This window comes from Mesorhizobium sp. M0923 (assembly GCF_040319365.1).
In the GTDB taxonomy this organism is placed as follows: domain Bacteria; phylum Pseudomonadota; class Alphaproteobacteria; order Rhizobiales; family Rhizobiaceae; genus Mesorhizobium.
Genome location: NZ_JAMYNW010000002.1, coordinates 96,756 through 119,116, shown reverse-complemented (window position 1 = coordinate 119,116; position 22,361 = coordinate 96,756). Strand labels below are relative to the sequence as shown.

At 60.6% G+C, this 22,361-nt stretch carries 25 protein-coding genes; 16 read left to right on the top strand and 9 right to left on the bottom strand.

The genetic code is table 11. The features are described from left to right. Window positions 1–147 precede the first annotated feature (147 nt). Entirely contained in the window at window positions 148–1,032 is an 885-nt protein-coding gene (locus NKH89_RS04320) for a hypothetical protein (RefSeq protein WP_352639242.1), read from the bottom strand. A gap of 271 nt (window positions 1,033–1,303) precedes the next feature. Between NKH89_RS04320 and NKH89_RS04315 the strand changes: the two genes are divergently transcribed. Then, a complete protein-coding gene (locus tag NKH89_RS04315) occupies window positions 1,304–1,426 on the top strand; it encodes a hypothetical protein (RefSeq protein ID WP_352515844.1) in 123 nt (40 codons plus the stop codon). Window positions 1,427–1,433: 7 nt separating this feature from the next. Then, window positions 1,434–1,634 (top strand): DUF2905 domain-containing protein, encoded by a 201-nt coding sequence (locus NKH89_RS04310; protein ID WP_352515845.1) that lies wholly within the window; start codon window positions 1,434–1,436, stop codon window positions 1,632–1,634. 747 nt (window positions 1,635–2,381) lie between these two features. On the opposite strand, the gene NKH89_RS04305 is transcribed toward NKH89_RS04310, so the two are convergent. After that, the gene (locus NKH89_RS04305; RefSeq protein ID WP_352846195.1) at window positions 2,382–2,642 is read right to left on the bottom strand and encodes a DUF3072 domain-containing protein; all 261 of its coding nucleotides are present in this window, start codon (window positions 2,640–2,642) and stop codon (window positions 2,382–2,384) included. A 268-nt stretch (window positions 2,643–2,910) separates the two neighbouring features. On the opposite strand from NKH89_RS04305, the gene NKH89_RS04300 reads away from it, so the two are divergent. Then, window positions 2,911–3,951, top strand: coding sequence for a GSU2403 family nucleotidyltransferase fold protein (locus NKH89_RS04300; protein WP_352846197.1), 1,041 nt, complete (start codon window positions 2,911–2,913; stop codon window positions 3,949–3,951). A gap of 227 nt (window positions 3,952–4,178) precedes the next feature. Here NKH89_RS04300 and NKH89_RS04295 read toward each other — a convergent pair whose 3' ends face one another. Both NKH89_RS04295 and NKH89_RS04290 read right to left on the bottom strand, forming a co-directional pair. Then, the gene (locus NKH89_RS04295; RefSeq protein WP_352642341.1) at window positions 4,179–4,565 is read right to left on the bottom strand and encodes a type II toxin-antitoxin system VapC family toxin; all 387 of its coding nucleotides are present in this window, start codon (window positions 4,563–4,565) and stop codon (window positions 4,179–4,181) included. After that, on the bottom strand, window positions 4,565–4,822 hold the full coding sequence (locus NKH89_RS04290) for a type II toxin-antitoxin system VapB family antitoxin (protein WP_352642339.1): 258 nt from the start codon (window positions 4,820–4,822) through the stop codon (window positions 4,565–4,567). Before NKH89_RS04290 ends, NKH89_RS04295 begins: the two co-directional genes overlap by 1 nt. A gap of 522 nt (window positions 4,823–5,344) precedes the next feature. Here NKH89_RS04290 and trbB point away from each other — a divergent pair. From trbB to NKH89_RS04235, 11 genes are all read left to right on the top strand, one after another. Next, on the top strand, window positions 5,345–6,361 hold the full coding sequence (gene trbB / locus NKH89_RS04285) for a P-type conjugative transfer ATPase TrbB (RefSeq protein WP_352589139.1): 1,017 nt from the start codon (window positions 5,345–5,347) through the stop codon (window positions 6,359–6,361). A gap of 74 nt (window positions 6,362–6,435) precedes the next feature. Next, window positions 6,436–6,699, top strand: coding sequence for a TrbC/VirB2 family type IV secretion system protein (locus NKH89_RS04280; protein ID WP_254818676.1), 264 nt, complete (start codon window positions 6,436–6,438; stop codon window positions 6,697–6,699). Further along, a complete protein-coding gene (locus NKH89_RS04275) occupies window positions 6,699–6,962 on the top strand; it encodes a VirB3 family type IV secretion system protein (protein WP_352642337.1) in 264 nt (87 codons plus the stop codon). The genes NKH89_RS04280 and NKH89_RS04275 overlap by 1 nt, the downstream gene beginning before the upstream one ends. Before the next feature lie 10 nt (window positions 6,963–6,972). Further along, on the top strand, window positions 6,973–9,480 hold the full coding sequence (gene trbE, locus NKH89_RS04270; RefSeq protein ID WP_352846199.1) for a conjugal transfer protein TrbE: 2,508 nt from the start codon (window positions 6,973–6,975) through the stop codon (window positions 9,478–9,480). 32 nt (window positions 9,481–9,512) lie between these two features. Further along, window positions 9,513–10,226, top strand: coding sequence for a P-type conjugative transfer protein TrbJ (gene trbJ, locus NKH89_RS04265; protein ID WP_352642355.1), 714 nt, complete (start codon window positions 9,513–9,515; stop codon window positions 10,224–10,226). Window positions 10,227–10,237: 11 nt separating this feature from the next. Beyond that, a complete protein-coding gene (trbK-alt, locus tag NKH89_RS04260; RefSeq protein WP_352589147.1) occupies window positions 10,238–10,606 on the top strand; it encodes a putative entry exclusion protein TrbK-alt in 369 nt (122 codons plus the stop codon). Then, window positions 10,603–11,967 (top strand): P-type conjugative transfer protein TrbL, encoded by a 1,365-nt coding sequence (gene trbL, locus NKH89_RS04255; RefSeq protein ID WP_352846201.1) that lies wholly within the window; start codon window positions 10,603–10,605, stop codon window positions 11,965–11,967. The genes trbK-alt and trbL overlap by 4 nt, the downstream gene beginning before the upstream one ends. Then, a complete protein-coding gene (gene trbF, locus NKH89_RS04250; RefSeq protein WP_352846204.1) occupies window positions 11,964–12,650 on the top strand; it encodes a conjugal transfer protein TrbF in 687 nt (228 codons plus the stop codon). The genes trbL and trbF overlap by 4 nt, the downstream gene beginning before the upstream one ends. A 62-nt stretch (window positions 12,651–12,712) precedes the next feature. Further along, window positions 12,713–13,711 (top strand): P-type conjugative transfer protein TrbG, encoded by a 999-nt coding sequence (trbG, locus tag NKH89_RS04245; protein ID WP_352846351.1) that lies wholly within the window; start codon window positions 12,713–12,715, stop codon window positions 13,709–13,711. Then, window positions 13,708–14,922: a TraB/TrbI/VirB10 family type IV secretion system protein gene (locus NKH89_RS04240; protein ID WP_352589156.1), complete on the top strand. Its 1,215-nt coding sequence runs from the start codon at window positions 13,708–13,710 to the stop codon at window positions 14,920–14,922. Before trbG ends, NKH89_RS04240 begins: the two co-directional genes overlap by 4 nt. Then, on the top strand, window positions 14,919–15,146 hold the full coding sequence (locus tag NKH89_RS04235) for a DUF2274 domain-containing protein (RefSeq protein ID WP_352589159.1): 228 nt from the start codon (window positions 14,919–14,921) through the stop codon (window positions 15,144–15,146). Before NKH89_RS04240 ends, NKH89_RS04235 begins: the two co-directional genes overlap by 4 nt. A 441-nt stretch (window positions 15,147–15,587) precedes the next feature. Here NKH89_RS04235 and NKH89_RS04230 read toward each other — a convergent pair whose 3' ends face one another. Beyond that, window positions 15,588–16,592 (bottom strand): ATP-binding protein, encoded by a 1,005-nt coding sequence (locus NKH89_RS04230; protein ID WP_502896868.1) that lies wholly within the window; start codon window positions 16,590–16,592, stop codon window positions 15,588–15,590. A gap of 220 nt (window positions 16,593–16,812) precedes the next feature. Then, the gene (locus NKH89_RS04225; protein WP_352589162.1) at window positions 16,813–17,700 is read right to left on the bottom strand and encodes a LysR family transcriptional regulator; all 888 of its coding nucleotides are present in this window, start codon (window positions 17,698–17,700) and stop codon (window positions 16,813–16,815) included. A 652-nt stretch (window positions 17,701–18,352) separates the two neighbouring features. Here NKH89_RS04225 and NKH89_RS04220 point away from each other — a divergent pair. Both NKH89_RS04220 and NKH89_RS04215 read left to right on the top strand, forming a co-directional pair. Then, the gene (locus tag NKH89_RS04220; protein ID WP_352846209.1) at window positions 18,353–19,030 is read left to right on the top strand and encodes a GHMP family kinase ATP-binding protein; all 678 of its coding nucleotides are present in this window, start codon (window positions 18,353–18,355) and stop codon (window positions 19,028–19,030) included. Continuing rightward, window positions 19,027–20,073, top strand: coding sequence for a pyridoxal-phosphate dependent enzyme (locus tag NKH89_RS04215; protein WP_352908442.1), 1,047 nt, complete (start codon window positions 19,027–19,029; stop codon window positions 20,071–20,073). The genes NKH89_RS04220 and NKH89_RS04215 overlap by 4 nt, the downstream gene beginning before the upstream one ends. A gap of 45 nt (window positions 20,074–20,118) precedes the next feature. Here NKH89_RS04215 and NKH89_RS04210 read toward each other — a convergent pair whose 3' ends face one another. The 3 genes from NKH89_RS04210 to NKH89_RS04200 form a co-directional block, all read right to left on the bottom strand. Beyond that, entirely contained in the window at window positions 20,119–20,850 is a 732-nt protein-coding gene (locus tag NKH89_RS04210) for an amino acid ABC transporter ATP-binding protein (protein ID WP_352589168.1), read from the bottom strand. Continuing rightward, window positions 20,847–21,503, bottom strand: coding sequence for an amino acid ABC transporter permease (locus tag NKH89_RS04205; protein ID WP_352589171.1), 657 nt, complete (start codon window positions 21,501–21,503; stop codon window positions 20,847–20,849). Before NKH89_RS04205 ends, NKH89_RS04210 begins: the two co-directional genes overlap by 4 nt. 107 nt (window positions 21,504–21,610) lie before the next feature. Next, window positions 21,611–22,357, bottom strand: coding sequence for a substrate-binding periplasmic protein (locus NKH89_RS04200; RefSeq protein ID WP_352589174.1), 747 nt, complete (start codon window positions 22,355–22,357; stop codon window positions 21,611–21,613). Window positions 22,358–22,361: the final 4 nt, after the last annotated feature.

The following is a 22,361-nucleotide window of genomic DNA, read 5'->3' as shown; positions in this document are numbered from 1 at the left end:
ATATTCAAGGCCAGCGGCGCTATCATCCGGTAATATTCAGCCAGGCCATATGTTGTTCGCTATCGTTGCACATGGGAGGCTCCGATCGGGGGACATTTCAATCACATTGGCAACCGGACAGACGCTGGAAGCGCCGGGCCTGAAAGGCTAGAACGATGACACAAGCTTTGCCCTTCTTCGCGCCAGGCTTCGAGCTTTTTGGCGAGCGATCCTGAGCTCGGGCAGCGTTGGCTGCCACCAGCCTCGTTGCCGTTCCGCTAACTCGGCAGCACGCCGAGCGGGCCATGTTCTAATCAATTCAGCCAACGTCGCCGGACGCCATCTGCCCCAGACATGGTCGACGTCCGCCTCGATCAAATGCGGATAGAACGCTGCTAATTCCGAGGCGTCTACGAGTTCACCCGAAATGTCGGTGAAGACGACGATGCCGTATTGCTCCGTCGCCACGGTAAGGCCAAGCCGGGGTAAATCGTCAGCAGGCAATGGATAGCGACGTCGCCTGCGTTCGGCATACCGCAATCTAGCGGCTTTATATTCCTCGGAGTCTTTGGACGCTTCCCGTCGCCGTTTCCTCTCGTCCGGTTCTGCGCGGCCTGCGGCCCTTTCGATGCTTGGCCAATGGCGCCTCAACTCCTCGTATGAGCGGAAAGGCACCCTCCAGGCCCGCAGTTCGTCGTCCCAGCTCGCCCATGGAACGGCTCGCAGTTCCTCGAGGACCGTCCGCGAATATGGCGTGCGGATGCGCAGGTCGTCCGCGATTTCCAGATACCGGCTCGACAGGGGATCGAAGGCGAAAGCATCCCGTCCCTTGCTGTCATCATGTGCTCCTCGTAGATCCGCCTCTTGCGCAAGCCAGCGCTGGATCCGCCGCGCTGCAGTCTTTCCCGGCACGAACCAGCTTCTGCGCTCGTCGCTCCACCTGGCGCGCGGGAATGTCTGTCGAAACCGCTCAACCGCCGCTCGATCGTACGGAAAGCGCGCTTCGGCACCAGGAGCTGTCTGCGGTGCAGCAGGGGCGTCAGATTTTTCCATCAGATTGCGAAGCACAGCACTGCTCGCAAAGAACGCGGTGCAGGTCATTTGGGTCCAAGACCACCAGAACGTATGGTCTGCCCGCAAGGGGAAGCCAATGAGGCGATCGGTGAACTGCTCAACGCGCCAGCGTGGAGAAACCTTCGCCGCGCCGGACCGTTTATTCTGCTCCAGGAGAGGTCCATTCATGCCCAGACGAGATGCAAAAAACCCAACGGCCAGACAGCCAACGAGCCCTCGTTCGCGTCCCTTGAAAGGCGAGGAGACGGACGTGAACCACATCGTCGAAACGCAAAGTATATCGCCAGTCCAGGCGCGGGAGCTTGTGCGGCGCCACGGAAACGATTGGCGTAAGATCGATGAAGCCGCCAAGTCTTATAAGGACGACAGCTGATGCCGCCATGTCCAGAACTCTGATTGTCATTGGTTTGATCATAGTTGCCATCGGCCTATTGTGGCCCTGGTTGTCGCGGGTCGGTCTGGGCAAATTGCCCGGTGACATCGTGATCCAACGTGAGAACTTCACGTTTTATGCTCCGATCGGCACCGGTATTCTGATCAGCATCGTGCTCTCGTTTGTTCTGTGGCTACTCAACCGATAGCGAGGACGGCGAGCCCGCGTCGCCGGAGGAAAAGAACGACGCGGGCCGATCGGAGCTATCCGATTTGGCAGCAAAAATATGAGGGAAAGAGTTTGCTGCGTGGGCAGAACTTTCCCTGCGCGCCGGTGTTCCATCGCGTGAGGAAAAAAACCCGCCGCACAGTTTGATGCGGCGGGGCCGATCAAGCGCTGTTGCAGGGCGGGGGCTCGGGGTCGGGCATGCCCGGTGCGCGCGGATCAAGGAAACTTTAGATGCATCAGTTGCAATGCGTCCACCAACCGACGGTTGGAGAACACGAAGTTTGATTCCGAGAGCTTTGCCGGGAACTCAGCCTTGGCGCGGCACGTTGCTAAGTCGTTGCCTTCGCAAAGGATGCATGCAATGGCGAAAGACATACTCGCGAGGAAGAGCAACGCGGCGCCGAAAAAGTCCTCATCTGGGGCGCTGCAATCGCCCTTGTCCTTTTTGTGTCGCTGCTGGCCATATCCCTCATCGGGACGTCCTAATCTGTTTCGACTGCAGGATTGGACCGGCGGGCGCGAGGTCTTGGCGAGCGTAGAGGGATGCCGGGCTGCTGCACCCCATAAGCCGCTCCCTTCCGCCGTTTTGTCGTCTCGATCGCAAGTCGAGCAGCAACGCGCTCAATTCAGAAAAACTAATTGCGCGAGTCACAACCTGCAGCAAAACTGTCCCAATCCGACCCGATCGGCTGTCCTTCGCCGGGAGACGAAAAGCCACAAGCGGACGCTACAGGCCTAACTTCTCCCGGAGTACATCAATGCGTTTAGAAGCTTCCGCCTTGCTGAGGCCGTCAGCATAGGCGTCAGGGTCGTCGGCCTGTTCGGCCAGAGTTTTCAAATAGGAGGCTTGTGCGGGAGTCATTGGGTCATCTCCGCTGACCCAATCTTCCGGGTTCTTTTCGACATTTGCCGATGTCTCGATTTTTGGGTTGTGCCGGTCGGCCATGATCAATCTCCCCTGATGATCACCACAATGAGAAATGATCATGATTTGTTCCGCCACTTTGGTAGGCTTTCTCACACCGTTTGCACTGGCCCGGTCTGCGGATCGAATGGAACCAGCGAAGGCCGTGTCCGAGCGGCGCTTTTGCTTCGACTGCGTTGCCGTAGAAAAGCTGCTCTGTCGTCATATTTTTTAATTAATACAGCTACTTCAACAGTCGCAATGGAATCACGTGAGAGCTGTTGCAACTGGCCGCTCCGCCGCCTATTGTGTATTGCAACAGCTCGGAGCTAAATGCAGGGTAACTGTTGAATTGGCTGATTTTGTTGAATTAAATAACGATCAGCGTCGGGAAAAAGTCAATTCCGACCAACGCTTCATTGCGCTCAAGGAGGCCCAAAGGAAGGCGAAGAGCTTTCGGGGATCCCTCGTCTGGCACACCGTGAGCGGCATTGACCACTTGATGCGAAGCTACTACGACGCCGCTGGCGTGCGACACCAAAAGGCAGAGGGTCGGCGCTCGCCGGCGAGCGAAGCTGTCAAGGCGGATTGGGAAACAGCTCGCGCGTCCGCCCAAGAAACGCTCTCTGCGCGACAGGAGCAGATGGAGCGCCAATCTGCTGTCAATCGCGCGCTCCGACTTGGACGTGTTCCCCTGATCGCCGCAAGAATTATCAGGGCAATAGATAACGCCGGTCTTCTCGGGGAAGGCATTCGTATTGCCGGCACGAATGCGATCTACGCCTATGAGGCGGCGGCCGGAGTGTTCGTGGATCCCGGAATCACATCGACCCAAGATATCGATCTCCTCATGGACTCGCGCCAGTCCCTCCGGATCATGTCTGGCGCCAACGTCGAACATGGAGCGCTCATCAACCTTTTGCGCAAGGTCGATCGGTCTTTCGAGCGTTCATCCGCTACGTTCCGCGCGGTGAACCGCGACGGATACCTCGTGGATCTGATCAAACCGCTTGCAAACCCGGCGTGGAAGCCGAGCCGGGAAACTGTCGGGAAGGCCGACGACGAATTGGTGCCCGCCGAGATCGCCGGCCTGGCATGGTTGGAAAATGCCCCTGCTTTCGAAGCAATCGCCATCGATGAAAAAGGCGGACCGTTGCGGCTCGTGGTTCCCGATCCGCGTATTTTTGCCGCTCACAAATTCTGGGTCTCAAAACGAGCTGATCGCGAGCCAATCAAGCGCCGTCGCGACCTGGCCCAAGCGCAAGTGGTTGCCTGGCTGACGACGCAATATCTCGAGCATCTCCCCTACAAAGCAAGCGAGCTTCGGGTCCTACCAAGGGCCGTTTTCGATGAAGCCCATCATTTATTCGCGCGACCAGCGTCGCGGCCGTGAATGTCTGAGCTACATGTTGGCCGGCTGGATTGGCCCTCAACTTCCAACCGATCGAAGACGCGGCCCAGCAGCGCCAGATCGAAGGGACGAAAGACGCCAGCTTGCTCTGCTTTGGGACCAATTGGCATGACACCCCTTGATGCAGGCCCAGCCGACAGAATCGAAACTGATTGGGCGCTATTACAGGGTTCAAGCTGGAGACAGCCGATGATCTTAGAGTCTCGTGCTCATGCCGGTTCGATATCCGTTTGGGAGAAGTCTTTGCCGATGAAAAGCAGCGGTTCGTCTGCACGCTTTGCCAAAGCATAGGAGAGGCAATCGGCAAAATTCAGCGCCGCCGAGTGGTGGCCCTTGCCGTAGGTCAGCCAACCCTGGGTCGCCAGATCAACCAATTCGGAGTCGACAGGAATGATGTCGGCCTCGATTTTGCGCAGCCAAAGATCGATCTCGGCCAACGCGTGTTCGCCGCGCCTGCTGACCAGCACCATGCGTGCCTCGAGCACGCAGGTTGCCGGGACCAGACGGATTGGGTCGGAGACCAGCGCTCGTTCCAGCCGTGCTGCCTCAGGCTCGCTCCGAAGGATCGCTACAACAGCTGAGGTATCGATCACCATCAGTTAGGGATTCCATGCTCGTCGTACCCGATGATCTCCTCGTCGCTGCGACTATCCAGTTCAGGCAATCGTGCCACTCTTTCTCGGATGGCGCGCAATTCTCCCAGCAGACGCTCCTGAGCGGTCTCTCCAAAGCCCAAGCGATGCAAGCGCTCGCTAAGGGCCTGATGAATGGCTGCTGTCTTACTGATACCCTGGCGGCGTGCGAGTTCATCGGCGAGAGCAACGGTGGCCGGATTTTTGATGTTCAGGGACACGAGAAACTCCAAAAATCTACCTTTCTGGCAATTTCTACCATAGTTCTCTAGGCTCTTCAACATACCTGCTAGCCTCGCCTACAGCCGCGCCGCGCCGGGGGCCGACCTCTGTGTGTGGACCTGGCTCGTCGCGCCAACCGGCTGCTCGCGGCGGCGCCGAACTTCGCGGCAGGGACGCCCACGAGATGGTGGCGCTGCTGATGGAAGACATCACCCCTTGAAGTGTCGGGCGGTCGATGACACTGGTCGGTGGGTCTCGATCGGCGAAAGCGATCCTTGTTGGTCGATGCCGGCAGCAGATATGCCTTCTCGTAGATATAGCCGCCTGTTCTTTTTGAGCGGCGATGGCCAGTCGGGCACCGGGTTGCTGAGCTATCGCGGTCGCGGCACCGCATTTCGCAAGTCTCTGCACGTCATGGCACGATCGCCGGCTTTGCTTGTTGCAAGGCCGACGCTCCTGCCTTTTCTAATGATCCCCGACCGCGGCACGAAACAGTTCGTGGCGAGAAACGGGGACCCCGCATGGCGACCAACCATCATGCCAGCAAGAGAGTGGTGTCGCGCGGCGCGCGCATGCTCCGCACCGCCCTCGGCCCGGCCATAGCAGCCTTCCTTGACGATCCAGCCATTGTCGAGGTGATGCTGAATCCCGACGGTCGCCTGTGGGTTGATCGTCTCAGCGAAGGACTCGTTGCAAGCAATGAAATCCTGATCGCGGCCGACGGCGAACGGATCGTCAGGCTGGTGGCGCACCATGTCGGTGCGGAGGTGCATTCGGGCTCGCCGCGCGTTTCGGCTGAACTGCCTGGAACCGGCGACCGGTTCGAGGGTCTGTTGCCGCCTGTTGTCGCGGCACCAACATTCGCCATCCGCAAGCCGGCAGTCGCGGTGTTCACGCTTCAAGACTATGTCGCCGCCGGCATCATGACCGAAGGCCAGGCTGACGTCCTGCAGCTTGCCGTGGAGACACGGAAGAACGTGCTGGTAGCCGGCGGCACATCGACGGGCAAGACCACGCTGGTCAACGCGCTTTTGGCGGAGTTGGCTAAATCCGCCGACCGCGTCGTGCTGATCGAGGATACGCGCGAGTTGCAGTGTGCTGCGCCCAATCTTGTGGCGCTGCGCACCAAGGATGGTGTCGCCTCGCTTTCCGATCTGGTGAAGTCGTCGTTGCGACTTCGGCCCGATCGCATTCCGATCGGCGAGGTACGCGGCGCGGAAGCGCTCGATCTGTTGAAGGCCTGGGGGACCGGCCATCCCGGCGGCATCGGCACCATTCACGCCAATTCTGCCATTGGCGCACTGCGCCGACTGGAGCAGCTCGTGCAGGAGGCCGTCGTTACGGTTCCGCGCGCACTGATTGGCGAAACCATAGATCTCATCGCGGTTCTCGCTGGCCGCGGCTCAGCGCGCCGGCTCGTCGAGATCGCCTTGGTCGACGGGCTCGATCCGGCCACCGGCGACTATCGCACCCTGGAAGCAAATCTCGAGACCACAACGACCTTGAATCACCACTCGCCCTATGGAGCTTCAGAATGACCCAGATCCGCTTCAATTCATCGGCTTTCCGTAAGCCTGCCGTGGAGCTGTCGTATGCGGCGACCGCTGCGATCATGATGATTGCACCCGCCCATGCTGCCGGTTCCTCCATGCCCTGGGAGGAGCCGCTTCAGCAAATCCTCGAATCGATCGAGGGACCAGTCGCCAAGATCGTGGCGGTGATCATCATCATCATCACCGGCCTTTCGCTCGCCTTCGGCGACACCTCAGGCGGATTTCGCCGGCTGATCCAGATCGTCTTCGGGCTGTCGATCGCTTTCGCGGCAAGTTCGTTCTTCCTGTCCTTTTTCTCCTTCGGCGGCGGAGCGCTGATCTGATGGATGAGGAGATCCGTGGCTTTTTCGCGCCGGTTCATCGCGCACTCACCGAACCGATCCTGCTCGGCGGCGCGCCGCGTGCAGTCGCGATTGCCAACGGCACGCTGGCCGGCGCGGTCGGATTGGGACTTCGTTTGTGGATCGCGGGGCTCATCATCTGGGCGGTCGGGCATGTTGTGGCCGTATGGGCGGCAAAGCGCGACGCGCAATTCGTCGATGTGGTTCGCCGGCACCTTCGCTATCCCACGCATTTCGGATGTTGAGGTTTTCGCCATGATGAACCTCGCGGAATACCGAAAGAAGAGTGCCAGCCTCGTCGATTATCTGCCTTGGGCCGCCCTGGTGGCGCCGGGCGTGGTGCTCAACAAGGACGGCAGTTTTCAAAGAACGGCGCGTTTTCGCGGGCCGGATCTGGACTCCGCTACGCCGGCCGAGCTGGTCGGCAAAACCGCGCGGCTCAACGGCGCGCTGCGCCGTCTCGGCTCCGGCTGGGCAATTTTTGTCGAAGCGCAGCGCAATCCCGCCAGCGGCTACCCCGACAGCCGGTTCCCGGATTGTGCATCCGCACTTCTCGACATCGAGCGTCGCGAACAGTTCGAAGACTCCGGTGTGCTGTTTGAAAGCAGCTACTTTCTCACCTTCGTGTGGCTGCCACCGGCCGAGGAGGCGTCGCGAATGGAGAGCTGGCTCTACGAAGGCCGGGAAAAGACCGGTGTCGATCCGTGGGAGCTCCTGAAGAGTTTTGTCGATCGCACCGACCGCGTGCTCAACCTCATCGAAGGCTTCGTTCCGGAATCTGACTGGCTCGACGATGGGGAGACGCTGAGTTACCTGCACTCAACCATTTCGACCAAGCGGCATGGCGTTCGCTTACCAGAAACGCCGATGCATCTCGATGGCCTGCTTGTCGATCAGCCGCTGGCCGGCGGGTTAGAGCCGAGGCTTGGCGAGGCGCATCTGCGCACACTCACCATCACCGGGTTTCCGACGATGACCTTCCCGGGGATTCTCGACGACCTTAATCGCCTTGCCTTCCCCTACCGCTGGTCGACGCGGGCGATCATGCTCGACAAGACCGACGCGACCAAGCTGGTGACGAAGATACGCCGTCAGTGGTTCGCGAAACGGAAATCTGTCGCCGCGATCCTCAAGGAGGTGATGACCAACGAGGCGTCCGTTCTCGTCGACACGGATGCCGCCAACAAGGCGGCCGATGCGGACGCAGCGCTCCAGGATCTGGGCTCTGACCAGATCGGCGAAGCCTATGTCACCGCCACCGTGACTGTCTGGGATGCCGATCCCTCGATTTCCGACGAAAAGCTGCGTCTGGTCGAAAAGATCATTCAGGGCAGGGACTTCACCTGCATCGCCGAAAGCGTCAACGCTGTCGAGGCTTGGCTGGGCAGTATCCCTGGCCATGTCTATGCCAATATTCGCCAGCCGCCGCTTTCCACGCTCAACCTCGCGCACATGATTCCGCTCTCCGCGGTCTGGGCAGGGCCGATCGAGGATGAGCACTTTGGCGCTCCGCCGCTGTTCTTCGCCAGAACGGAAGACGCCACGCCGTTCCGGTTCAGCCTGCATGTTGGAGATGTCGGCCACACTCTCGTCATCGGCCCGACCGGCGCCGGCAAGTCGGTCCTGTTGGCGATGATCGCGCTTCAGTTCCGGCGGTACCAAAACAGCCAGGTCTTTGGCTTCGATTTCGGCGGCTCAATCTGCGCGGCCATGCTCGCCATGAATGGCGATTGGCACAGTCTCGGAAGCAATGCCGCAGGCGGGCAGGGGTCTGACGATCCGTTGTCCTTGCTCACCTTGGCCGATCTGTCGGACGACGTTCACACCGTGTCGCTGCAGCCGCTTGCCCGCATCCATCATACGCCAGAGCGGGCCTGGGCGGCCGACTGGCTTTTCGACATTCTACTGCGCGAAGGCGTGGCCATCACGCCGCAGGTCAAGGAACATCTGTGGTCGGCGCTGACGTCGCTCGCTTCTGCGCCAGTCCAGGAAAGGACGCTGACTGGCCTGTCCGTGCTGCTGCAGTCCTCGCTACTGAAACAGGCGCTTGGTCCCTATTGTATCGGCGGTGCTTATGGCCATCTGCTTGATGCCGAGCATGAGCGTCTCGGCGAAGCCTCCGTCCAGGCGTTCGAAACCGAGGGCCTGATCGGCACAGGTGCTGCTCCCGCGGTGCTTGCCTATCTGTTCCACCGCATCGAGCAGAGGATGGACGGCCGGCCAACACTGCTGCTCATCGACGAGGGCTGGCTGGCGCTCGACGATGGCGGTTTCGCCGACCAGCTGCGCGAATGGCTGAAGACGCTGAGAAAGAAGAACGCCAGCGTGGTCTTCGCCACGCAGTCGCTTTCCGACATCGACGGATCGCCAATCGCGCCGGCAATAGTTGAAAGCTGCCCGACGCGGTTGTTCTTGCCAAACGAGCGCGCCATCGAGCCACAGATCACCGAGATCTACCGACGCTTTGGTCTCAACGATCGCCAGATCGAGATCATCGCCCGGGCGATACCGAAGCGCGACTATTACTGTCAAAGCCGCCGCGGCAACCGCCTGTTCGAACTGGGGCTCGGTCCGATCGCGCTGGCGCTCTGCGCCACGTCGTCCAAATCGGACCAGGCCGCGATCGAACGGATTATCGCCGAGGCCGGCCGAGACCATTTTCTCGAGGCTTGGCTAGCGGAGCGCGGTCTCTCCTGGGCGGCCGACCTCATCCCAAATCTCACCAATGTGATCGACCAGTCCACAGAGGAGATTTCGTCATGAATCCCGTTCTTGCAGGCAGCCTTATCCGTCGCATGGCGGTAGCCGGCGCCATCGCGGTCGCCACGGCGCTTTCATCGGCACCAGCATCGGCGCTGATCGTGTTCGATCCCAGGAACTATGCCGAAAACCTGCTTTCGGCATCGCGCGCCCTGGAGCAGATCCATAACCAGATCACCTCGCTGCAAAACGAAGCGCAGATGCTGATCAACCAGGCGAAGAATCTCACTTCGCTGCCGACCTCGCTGCTTGGCCAGATTGAGGGCAATTTTTCCGAGATGAAGACCCTGCTCGGCGAGGCCGAGAAGCTGGCCTATAGCGTCCAGGACATCGAGAGCCAGTTTACCTCCACTTACAAGAATTTCGGTTCGGATCTCTCCAGCCAGCAGCTTGTTGAGGGTGCGCATCAACGCTGGCAGACCTCGGTGTCTGCCTTCGAGCATTCGCTGAAAACCGGCGCCGTCGCAGTCGACAACATCGCAGGGACACAAGAGCAGACGAGCGCGCTGGTCAGCGCCAGCCAGTCGGCTGTCGGCGTGCTGCAGGCGACGCAGGCCGGCAACCAGCTTCTTGCCGTGCAGGCCAAGCAAGTTGCCGATCTTACCGCGATGCTGGCGGCACAAGGAAGAGCCGAGGCCCTTGAGCAGGCAAGGAGGGCGGCAGCGCAGGAGCAGGCGCGGGAACAGTTCAGCCGTTTCATGACGGGCAGCAGCTACAGCCCGTCATCCGTAAAAATGTTCCACGACTGAGGCGAAGACGCATGGATCTCAAGATCGCCGCTCGGATGACAGCCGTTCTCGCCCTTGGCGCCGCCATGACCGCCGCCTTCATGGCGCTGCGCGGCGACGGCTCACAGGACGCGTCCTCCCCGCGCTCCGCACATCCGGGCGGCGAGCCGGCAAGCGTCGAACTTGCCCGATGCCGGGACATTGGCATGGCGGCGATTGATGACGACGCCTGCAGGAAAGCCTGGGCGGAAAACCGCCGACGCTTCCTGCGGCCATCTCGTCCCGTAGCGCCAAATGCGGCTCCGTCGATCGAAAAAGACCCGAGCCGAATGTTGCCGCTCCAACCGCCAACACCACCTCTCGCGGAAGACCGGCATCATCCGGAAACGGTGGCGCCATGAACGACACCGGCGTGATCGATCGCTTCCTCGAAACTTTCACTCGCTACATCGATTCCGGGTTTGGGCTGCTCGGCGGCGAGGTGGCATTCCTGACCTCCACGCTGATCGTCATCGACATCACGATTGCCGGCCTGTTCTGGGCCTGGGGCGCTGACGAGGACGTGCTGCACCGGCTGGTGAAGAAGACGCTCTATATCGGCTTCTTCGCCTTCATCATCGGCAACTTCAACCGTCTGGCCGGCATCGTCTTCGAGAGTTTTTCCGGGCTCGGCCTGAAGGCTGGAGGCTCGGCACTTTCAGGCTCGGCATTGCTGCAGCCGGGCCGCGTCGCGCAAGTCGGCATCGACGCCGGCAATCCGATCCTCGAGGCCGCCAGCCAGCTGATGGGCTACGTCTCTTTCTTCGAGAATTTCGTCCAGATCGTAGTGCTTATGATCGCCTGGGCCATCGTACTGATTGCGTTCTTTCTTCTGGCCGTCCAGATTTTCGTCACGCTGGTCGAATTCAAGCTGACAACGCTTGCCGGCTTCGTGCTGATCCCCTTCGCGCTGTTCAACCGGACCGCCTTCCTCGCTGAAAAGGTGCTCGGCAACATTGTCGCCTCCGGCGTGAAGATCCTAGTGCTTGCCGTCATCGTCGGCATCGGCTCGGGCCTGTTCGGCGAGTTCACCCACGGCTTTGGCGCCGAACAACCCACGATCACAGATGCGCTGTCGCTTGTCCTGGGTGCTCTGTCGCTGATGGGGCTGTCGATCTTCGGTCCCGGCATTGCGACGGGGCTGGTCTCTGGTGCCCCGCAACTGGGCGCAGGTGCCGCTGTTGGCACGAGCCTCGCGGCTGGCGGCCTTGGCCTTGCCAGCGCTATGGGTGCCCGCGCCGCAATAGGCGGTGCTGCAGGCGCACTCAATGCCGGTGGACGCATATCGGCAGCAGCCGCACGCGGCGGCGCACACCTGGCCGGCAGCACTTCGGCCGCCTGGGAACTTGGCGCAGCCACATCCGGAAGAAGTGGTGCTGGCTCAATCGCCGCCGGCATGGCGGGTGTCGCCAAGGCTGGTGCCAGCGCTGCCGTTCAACCCGTCAAGCAGTCAATGTCGCGCGCCGCGTCAGCCCTGTCCGACAGCTACGAGGCCGGCCGTTTGGCAGCTTGGGCTGCGACGAATGGAGAACAGTCAGTGGGAAGAGCTTCCTCGGGTGACACCGCCGACTCCAGTGCGGACTCGCCGCCAACCTGGGCAAAACGCATGAAGCGCGGCCAGGCCATGAGCCACGGCGCCAGCATCGCCGCGCATTCAGTCCACTCCAGCGATCATGGCGGCGGTTCGATGAATGTTTCCCTCGATCAGGACGACCGCCGATGACCCCCTTTAAACGCCCTTTTGTTCGTTACGGAAAAACGCCTCATCCCGAGACGCCATATCAGCGTGCCGCCCAGATTTGGGACGAACGCATCGGCTCAGCTCGCGCCCAGGCGAAAAACTGGCGGCTGATGGCCTTCGGCTCGCTCGTCCTGGCCGGCGCTTTTGCATCCGCATTGGTCTGGCAGTCGACGCGCGGCTCGGTGGTTCCATGGGTGGTTCAGGTCGACAAGTTTGGCGAGGCGCAGATTGTCGCCCCGGCCGTTGCCGACTATCGGCCGACCGATCCTCAGATCGCCTGGCATCTGGCCCGCCTCATCGAACAGGTCAGAAGCATTCCGGCCGACCCGGTCATCGTCCGCCAAAACTGGCTTCGCGCCTACGATTACACCACAGACCGCGGCGCCATTTCCCTCAATGATTACGCTCGCTTGAACGACCCTTTTGCCAAAGTGGGCAAACTCCAGGTCGCCATCGAGGTTTCCAGCGTCATCCGTGCTTCGCCGGATTCGTTCCGCGTCGCCTGGATCGAGCGCCGCTACGAGAATGGCAATCTGGCCGGCACCGAGCGCTGGACCGCAATCCTCACCATCGTGATTCAACAACCCCGCGACGCCGACCGGCTCAAAGCCAATCCGCTCGGCGTCTATGTCAACGCCATCAACTGGTCGAAGGAGCTTTCATGATGCGTGCGGCACGAACAAGAACATCGGCGAGACCGGCCACGCGCAATGCGCCCAAGGCGCGTATGCTTGTCCTGGCACTGCTGTCAGCAACGGCGCTCGCCGGCTGTGCTTCGAAGAAATATATTCCGCCGGAAATCGCCTATGACGATGCGGTGGCTGCCGTGCGCAAGGTCGACCCGCCTGGTCCGGTGAAGGTGGTGGAAGTGCCGAAACCGCTTCCGCTGCCAGGTCAGTTGAAACCGGTCGAGGCCATGAAGGTGAAGCCGGAACCGACCGATCCGAAGCAGCGGATCAGCCAGGCGAACGAGGCAGCAAGGATGCAGCCGGTTCGCGACGGGTTCGTCAATGCCATCCAGCTTTATCCCTGGAGTGAGGGCGCGCTCTACCAGATCTATGCCGCGCCCGGCCAGGTCACAGACATCGCCTTGCAGCCCGGGGAGCAGCTTGTCGGCTCCGGGCCTGTGGCCGCCGGCGACACGGTGCGCTGGATCATCGGCGATACACAAAGTGGGGCAGGGGAGCGCCAGCAGGTCCATATTCTTGTGAAGCCGACACGGCCAGATCTCCAGACCAATCTCGTCATCAACAGCGACCGCCGCACCTATCATCTCGAGCTGCGCTCGACCGAAAAGACCTACATGGCTTCCGTCTCCTGGCAGTACCCGCAGGACCAGCTGATTGCGCTGCGGCGGCAGAATGCGCAGGCTTCCGCCGCACAGCCGGTCGCGTCCGGCGTCGACATTCAGAAGCTGAATTTCCGCTATCGCATCGAGGGCGACACAGCACCCTGGCGGCCGCTTCGCGCCTTCGACGACGGTGCAAAAGTCTATATCGAGTTCCCGTCAGGCATAGGGCAGGGCGAAATGCCGCCGCTCTTTGTCATCGGCCCATCGGGCGGCTCGGAACTGGTCAACTACCGTGCTCGCCAGAATTACTACGTCGTCGATCGGCTGTTTGCCGCCGCTGAATTGAGGCTCGGCGACAAGACGAGCGAGAAGCGCGTCCGCATCGTACGCACGGACGGGAAACGAACCTCGCCCAGCACCAGGCTGTTCCGATGAGCGACCCTGCAAATGTGCCCAACCAGGACATTCGAGCGGAACTGCGCCTGCGGCCCGAGCCGGCCAGGGTCACGCGATTGTCGCGCAAGACGCTGTTAGGCGTTGGTGGAATTGCCAGCGCTGCGATCCTCGGCACGTTGATTTGGGCGCTCGACACCAGACGGCGCGGGATCGAGCAACCGCCCGAGCTCTTCACCACCGAAAACCGCACGACAGCCGACGGGCTGCAGAACCTGCCTAAGGATTATGCTGGCGTTCCGCAACTCGGCCCCGCGCTGCCTGGCGACCTCGGCCGGCCGATCTTGCGTGCCCAGGAGCGCGGCCAGCCGGTTGTGCCGTCCAACATCAGTGCGCCGCGCGCCGATCCGGAAGAACAACGCCGACTGGCCGAGATCGAGGCCGCACGAGTGGCAAAACTTTTCACCGATACCAATGTGCGGCCAAGTCCGGTGACACAAGGTGCTGGTGCGGGAAATACCGTCGCAAACGCGTTGTCCGGCCCGATATTGCCGATAGAGGAGCCATCGCTCGAGCCTGGTGCCGCGCAAAACATGCAGGACCGCAAGCTCGCCTTCGTCAATGCCGAGCCAGAACGTCGCACCGTCAGTCCCAATCGGCTCGCCGAGAAAGCCTCGCCCTATGTGGTGCAAGCTGGTACCGTTATACCGGCTGCCCTTATCACCGGCATCCGCTCCGACCTGCCCGGCGAGATCACCGCTCAGGTCACGGAAAATGTCTACGACAGCCCGACAGGATCCAATCTTCTGATCCCCCAGGGTGCGAGGCTGATCGGCCAGTACGACAGCCACGTCGCCTTCGGCCAGTCGCGCGTGCTGCTGGTCTGGAACCGGCTGATCATGCCTGACGGCACCTCGATCGTGCTGGAGCGCCAGCAGGGCGCAGACGCTGAAGGATTTTCCGGGCTGGAGGACGAGGTCGACCGTCATTGGGGCCAGATGTTCCGGGCCGCAGCACTCTCGACATTGCTGGGCATTGGGACATCGCTTGGGTCCAGCGACGACGAAAGCGAAATCGCCAAGGCCATCCGCGAAAGCGCGCAGGATTCGGCCGCCAATATTGGCCAGCAGCTCGTACGCAATCAGCTCAATGTCCAGCCTACGCTCACCGTGCGGCCCGGTTTTCCGGTTCGCGTGATTGTCAATCGCGACCTTGTTCTTATACCTCACCGCACGCCGAAGGATCCATCATGACCAAGCTGAAACTTTCCGCCATTCCCGATGACCGTCCGGTCAAGATCACGGCCGAACTGCCTGCCGCCGTTCATCGCGACCTTGTCGCTTATGCCGATGTGCTTGGCCGTGAAAGCGGCCAGACAATCGCAGATCCGGCAAAGCTGATCGCACCGATGCTGGCACGGTTCATGGCAACGGACAGGGCATTCGGCCGAATGCGTTCCAACACGAAGTCAGGGTAATCAACGGCAGCGATCGGCCTGTTGTCTGCTCGGCCTGACGGTTGTCCGCACTGAGAGCCACCCCGCATCTGCTCAAGATCAGCATTGCGGTCCGCCAGCGATCAAGGTCGCACCCTATGAAACCGGCAGACGAACACGAAGGACAGCAGGGCTGACGGACCTGTAGGTGGCCTCATCTCAGACCAAACAAACGAACCGTCGACCTCACCATCGCCTCGAGCCTGGGACGAGTGGGGTCTTTTGAGCCTCCGCTCTGACGGGATGAATACCAAAGCCATTTTATTATGCTTCGCCAAGCAGCGCCTGGCCTAGGTCCTGCAGGGGCATCGCTTCGACGCCATGCCGGAGCGGAAAACGCTCCGATCCCGGGAAAGACGACGATGCGCCGTGCCAGAGCAAGATCCTCGCAGGCCTGATGAAAACCCTTTTCCACCTTCGGCGTCAGGCTGCGCTTGACATGGCCCAGAGGCGTTGGCCCGGCAACGTGAGTAGCAGGTCGATCTCCGCGCCTGCGGTTGTTCGATAGAAATTGCTCAGCGTGCCGGCGGGGGCGGCGGCGGTCAGGGTTTCGATCACAAAGCCTTCCCAGGAGGCGCCGGCCACTGGGTGCCCAAGCACGTCTTCCTGCGTGGCGAGACCAAGCAGTGCATGGGTGATTCCGCTGTCGCGGACATAGACGCGCGGGGATTTCACCAAGCGCTTGCCGACATTGACATGCCAAGGTTCCAGCCGGCGAACCAGCAGGAGATCAACGAGTAGGGCGAGATAGGACGCGGCTGTCTTGGCGTCGACGCCGAGTGCGCGGGCGAACTCGGCAGCGTTGAGCAGGCCGGCTTGGTGGTGCGCCAGCATAGTCCAGAAGCGGCGCAGCGTCTCGGCCGGAATGCGCGGACCGAGGAGGGGGATGTCGCGTTCCAGATAAGTGCGGATGAAATCCAGCCGCCATCGCTGGCTGGCGCGGTCACTCGCGGCCAGAAAGCTGTCGGGGAAGCCGCCGCGTACCCATAGCGGCCCAAGGTGGGCGACGCCGACCTCGAGGCCATCGATCGGATGCATTTCGAGATAGGCAATGCGGCCGGCAAGGGTCTCGCCTGACTGCCTCATAAGATCGATCGACGCCGAACCTAAGAGCAGGAACCGGCCGGCTTTGCGACCGCCATGCCTACCGCGGTCGATCAGCCCGCGTAGGCTCTGGAACAGGTTCGGTAGCCGGTGGACCTCGTCCAGGATAACCAGCTTGTCCTGATGCTCGGCCAGGTAAAGCTCCGGCTCGGCAAGCCGAGCGCGGTCAGCGTCCGATTCGAGGTCGAGATAGATCGAAGGACGCCGTTCGGCTATCTCCAGCGCCAGGGTTGTCTTGCCGACCTGACGCGGCCCGAGCAGCGCCACAGCCGGCATGCTATCCAGCATCTCGGTGAGTTCTGTGCTGATGCGGGGTTCAATCATCCTTGCAAGTATGGTTCCAGTTTTGCAAGGAAGAACCGCGGCCCGGCGGCGCGAGACGGGCGGAAGGGGAAGTGGCTTAAAGCGCGGACGCCTTGGTTAGATTGGCCCCGAACCGCTCAAACCGATGCTGACACGGTTCATGACAACAGACAGAGCGTTGCTAGGCCCCAACGCACTCTGAAACCGGGTGACTGTTCGGGTCATGCCGGTCGGATGACTGTCAGGACGAATACCGATCGCGCAGGAATGAGATGAAGGTCGGCAGGGCAGGATTGGCGTTGTCGGGACGCCAACGGGCTAAACTGGAGATCTGGATTGGTTTGCCCCCGATCCGCAGCTTACGACAGACCGCATCCTGAGGAACTCTGTCGGCATCTTGATCGTGGATCAAGGCGACTCCAAGCCCGTTTCCGACAAGGCGCAAAAGGATGCCCGCACTGACGTGATGTTCGACGATTGGAGGAAGCTGCACGCCGCGTCCAACAACGTCGGCGAGCAGAAATGCTTCGCCCTGGCGCACCAGCAATGTCTCCTGGTGCAACTCGTGCCACTCGATCACGGAACGGGTTGCCAGAGGATGATTTGAGGCAAGAACGATAGCCAAAGTGTCTTTCCATAGCGTCAGTTCGAATGCGCCGCCGCTAAATCGGGACGAGGAGGTCACGACGACGTCGACCTGCGTGGCACCCAGTGTAGCCTCAGGCGAAGGGTAAGGACTCTCTGTCAAGCTGACGGTCACATTGGGATGAGATTGCCCGAACTCGATGATTGCATCCAACGCTCGCCCGGCAAGGATGATCCCGTTGGAGCCGATGGAAAGCTTTTGGTGTTCATCTTTGATGCCGGTCCTGGCCAGGGTGAGAGTATTGTCAAGCTCGAGCAGAACGGAGCGCAGACGCTCCAGGAAGCGCTCGCCTGCCGGGGTTGGGCCGACGCCGCGAGCATGGCGATGAAATATCCTCGTTCCCATCGCATATTCGAGATCGCGTATGCGCCGGCTGAGCGCGGAGTGATCGATCCCTGCGCGTTGCGAGGCGCGAAGAAAGCTGCCCTCCTCCGCGACCACAAGCGCATAATTGAGGGTCGCGAGTTGGATGGAGCTCCGCATCTCTGCCCAAAGTCAAGTTGGCGACAAAACGCGTTTGAGCGTTTTTGGCCGCTGCGGGCTATCGCCAAATCTCAGTATTGACAGGGTGAGCAGTCCAATTCTCCTTACAAGAGCAATAATGAAAACACCGTGCATGACGCACTCGTTTCGGAAACAGTTGTCCGCATGGCCAACCGCGCTCGGCGAGTGCTGCTGTGTCTAGTCCAGTATTGGACGCCCAAACTGGTGGGGCGATCTTATCCGTATCTTTGCATGATGCGCTTGCCAGTGGCACTACCAAGATTTGGCGAGTGACAGCATGGATCAGTCATACGCATCATCTGTCAATTCCAGGTGAGGAGGTGACGTGGTGACAAAGACGGAGATGACGAGATCTGGCCATCGGACAAGCTCGAACAACATCAACAACGAGACTATCAGGCTGCCTCTGGCGGTAGGAGTCGGACGAGCGCACGCCCATCATGGGGAATTCCTCCAAGGCGTCTTTGAAGGGGAAAACGGAAGGCTTTGCCGCGGACTCGTAACCTTGCCGCTCACGTCGCAAGAGTCGCTAGCGACTTTCTGGCCGCATGAACAAAAAGGGATTCGACCGCGGCCCGCAAACCGGACCAAAGCGGCTCGCGCGGCAGCCCTCACGCTCAAGCATATCGGAATGGCTGATGGAGGTGGAGAGCTTACGATCGAAAGCCCTATTCTGATAGGGCATGGCTACGGTTCCTCGACCGCGGACGTCATTGCGGCGATTCGTGCGGTGGCAGCTGCAGCGTGCCTCACGCTGCGCCAGTCAACGATTGCGCGACTGGCGGTGGCCGCAGAAGGCGCAAGCGACGCCATTGCCTACGGCGACCAACCCCTCCTCTTCGCCCACCGGGAAGGCCGTACGATCGAACACTTCGGTGGCGAGTTCCCACCCCTTCTCTTGGTAGGTTTCAGGGACGGCAGTGCCCGGCCGATCGATACCCTAAGTATGCCGCGGGCACGCTACGATGGTGAGGAAATCGGGCTGTTCCGTGTTCTGCGGGGACTGGCGAACCGCTCCGTCCGGCAACAAGATCCCCGCCTGCTTGGACGTGTCGCAACCATCAGCGCCAGTATCAGTCAGAGGCACCTGCCGAAGGCATCCTTCAATACCGTTTTGGATATCGCGCGGGCGCATGACGCGTGCGGTGTGCAGGTGGCCCACAGTGGCACATTGATCGGGATCCTTCTCGATGCCACTGCACCCAGGGCGGCCATGCGCGCTGCTGAACTCGCAAGGCAGGTGAGTGGCGCAGGCCTCCAAGGTGTCCATACGTTTGCCCTCAATGCCGAAACGGGGCTAATCCAGTGAGCGCGGCGCAAGACTATTTGCGCGCCTACGAGACGCCGCGATTTGCCCAACTCGCACCTAACCTCAACGCCGCCTGCTTCTCCCTCATGAAGCTCATTCCCGCCCGCTTCATGGTCGATCAGGCGGAAACGTCAGGGCGCCTCAGGCGGCAAGGGCGTATCATCGAAACGACGTCGGGCACATTCGGCCTCGCAATTGCCATGCTAGCTGCGGTTCGTGGCTATGCGCTTACACTTGTCACGGCCTCCAGCCTCATCGACCTGAAACTCAGGTGGCGACTGGAACAACTTGGTGCCAAAGTCATGGCCATTGACGATCCTCAAGGAGACGGCAATCAGCGCGGTCGGCTTCAGTATCTTCAGCAGACCCTGCAAGATAGCCCGGGCACGTATTGGCCTAGACAATACGACAGTCCGGAAAACCGCCTTGCCTACGCGCGCCTGGCCGACCTCGTAGTCCGCTCATTCGGCCGTATCGATTGCCTCGTCGGCTGCGTGGGCACTGGGGGATCGCTCTGTGGAACCGGAGGCTTTCTTCGTGAGCTCTTTCCTGATCTCAGGATGATTGCTGTCGATACCCACAGAAGCATGCTCTTTGGCCAGCCTGTCGGACGCCGCATGCTGCGCGGACTCGGCAACAGTGTTTTGCCGGACAATGTTCGTCATGAGATGATCGACGATATTCATTGGGTGGGCGCATTGCCGGCTTACGCAATGGCGCATGTGCTGTTTCGCGATCACGGGCTCTTCATGGGTCCGACCAGCGGCGCCGCAGCCTTGGTCGGCGCTTGGTTCGCCAGGCAAAATCCGGAAGCCTCCACCGTCGTGATAATGCCAGATGAAGGGCATCGTCATTCCGACACAGTCTACAACCCCGACTGGCTCGCCGGTTTGAAGGATTGGCCAATCTCAATTCCTCTTGAACCAACTGTTCTCACGCAAATTCGTCCGGCTGAAGAGACGGCATGGACGAGATTCCCTTGGAACCGCAGAACTTTAAACGCCGTCCTCGCAGGGCTGGACGACTTGTCCCCTACGCAGTAACAGGTCCGAATTCAGGCTAGGCGACAAACCAACATCGGCTCGGAGTCAGACAGGGTGCATGACCCGGTGAAGAAAATCCTTAGTGCGTTCGTGTTTCGGATGTCGAAGGAGCTCCTTGGCCGGGCCTTGCTCAACGATCCTGCCGCCGTCGAGAAAGAGGACGCTGTCGGAAACCTCGCGCGCGAACTGAATTTCGTGCGTAACGACGAGCATGGTCATGTTCTCGTTTGCGAGCGCGCGCATGACCTGCAGGACCTCACCGACCGTTTCGGGGTCAAGTGCGGAGGTAGGCTCGTCGAAAAGAATGGCCTGTGGGCGCATCGCCAGGGCGCGGGCGATGGCCACGCGCTGCTGCTGGCCGCCCGACAATGACGCGGGATAGGCATTCGTCTTGTCGGCCAAGCCGACGCGATTGAGCAATGCCACGGCCCGCTCGCGCACCTGGTTCCTATTTTCCTTCAGCACGTAGAGCGGGCCTTCCATGACGTTTTCCAGGGCTGTGCGGTGCGGAAACAGGTTGAAGCGTTGGAAAACCATGGAAACACGGGTGCAGATGGCGTGAACCTGAGGTGAGGCGGCATCCACCACGGTGCCGTCGATGCTGATGCGACCGCGCTGATAGGTCTCAAGCCCGTTCACACATCGTAGAAGCGTCGATTTGCCGGAACCCGAGGGCCCGATCAAACATACGACCTGTCCCTTGACGATCTCGGCGTTGATCCCCTTGAGGACTTCATGGGCGCCGAAGGACTTGTGCACATCGTCGAAGGTGATCATCCCGCCGCCCCAAGATAGCTCTCGACTCTACGCATAAACAGGTTCAGCGGAACGGTCAGGCACAGGTAAAGCAGTGCCACCAAGGTAAAAACTGTCATGTTGTCGAATGTGGACGACGCAAGCATCTTACCCTGCATGGTCAACTCCTGAACCGAAATCACCGACACAAGCGAGGAGTCCTTCAGCAGCATGATCATGTTGTTGGCGTAAGGCGGCAGGATAATCTTGACTGCCTGCGGCAGCACGACGCGGCGCATCATCAACGGACGCTTCATCCCGATCGATTTTGCCGCTTCGACCTGACCCTTATCGACCGCCTCGATGCCCGCCCGGAAGGTTTCCCCGAGATAGCAGGAGTGAGCCAGGCCCAGCCCGATCGTGCCAGCCTGGAGCGCAGTCAGGTTGATGCCGATCTCGGGCGCGACAAAGTAGATATAAAAGAGAACCACCAGCAGTGGTATGCCGCGCACGAAGTCGACAAGGAGCCGCGTCGGCACGGCGAGACAGCGTATCCCCGATGTCCTCAACAGCGCCCAGACAAGGCCGAGCGCCGTCGCCAGACACAGCGCAAGAAGGGTTATCACGATGGTCAGCCAAACGCCTTGAAGAAGAAGCGGTAGATATTCCGTTGCGTGCGCGATGAACTTGGTCATGGCCGGCTTCCTTTTGGCACGTACCCCGGCCGTCACAGCCGGTCATTCCGATGCAATCCTATGGCCCTGCCAGCCGGCGCTTGTTTCGAGGTCATTGCGGGATGGCTTCAGAGGCCATATTTGGCAAATATTCGGGTTAATTCGCCGCTTTCCTTCAGCTTGGCGATGGAGGCATTCACCTTTTCGAGAAGCAGTGGATTTTCTTTGGCAACCGCTAACGCGACTTCGCCTTTTTTCATCGGCCGATAGCCGTCGACGAGGCGAACACCCAGTTCGGGGTTCTTTGAAAGCTGATATGCGACGATCGGGGCGTCACCGAAGCCGGCCTTGATGCGGCCCAGAACCACATCACGCATCATGTCAGCGATTGAGTCGTAGAGCTTGACTTGACCGAAGACGCCGAGCGCTTCCAGAGCGTCAGCGTAGGTCGAGCCGATCTGCGCCCCGACGGTCGCACCTCTCAGCTCTTCGATCGTGTAGTTCTTGCTGTCGCCGGCAGCAACAAACATCGCCTCGCCATAGGCGTAAACCGGCGTGCTGAAATCGATCACCTGCTTTCGTTTGTCCGTTATGAACATGCTGGCGGAAATCAGATTGATCTTGTCGGTCGTCAATGCCGGGATCAGGGCTGGAAAAGCGTTTACCTGGAAGTCGGCGGTCGTACCAAGGTTCGCCGCAATCGCACTTGCCAGATCGACCATCGCGCCAGTTGGCTTTCGGGTTGCCGTGTCCACAAACGTGAACGGCACCCCGGTCGGCGTGACGCCGACCCTGAGGGTTTCCTCAGCCATCGTCTGAGTTGCCATTGCGACACCGAGGGCTGCGAGCCAGCCGATGAGTGTTTTGCAAAGCATGAAA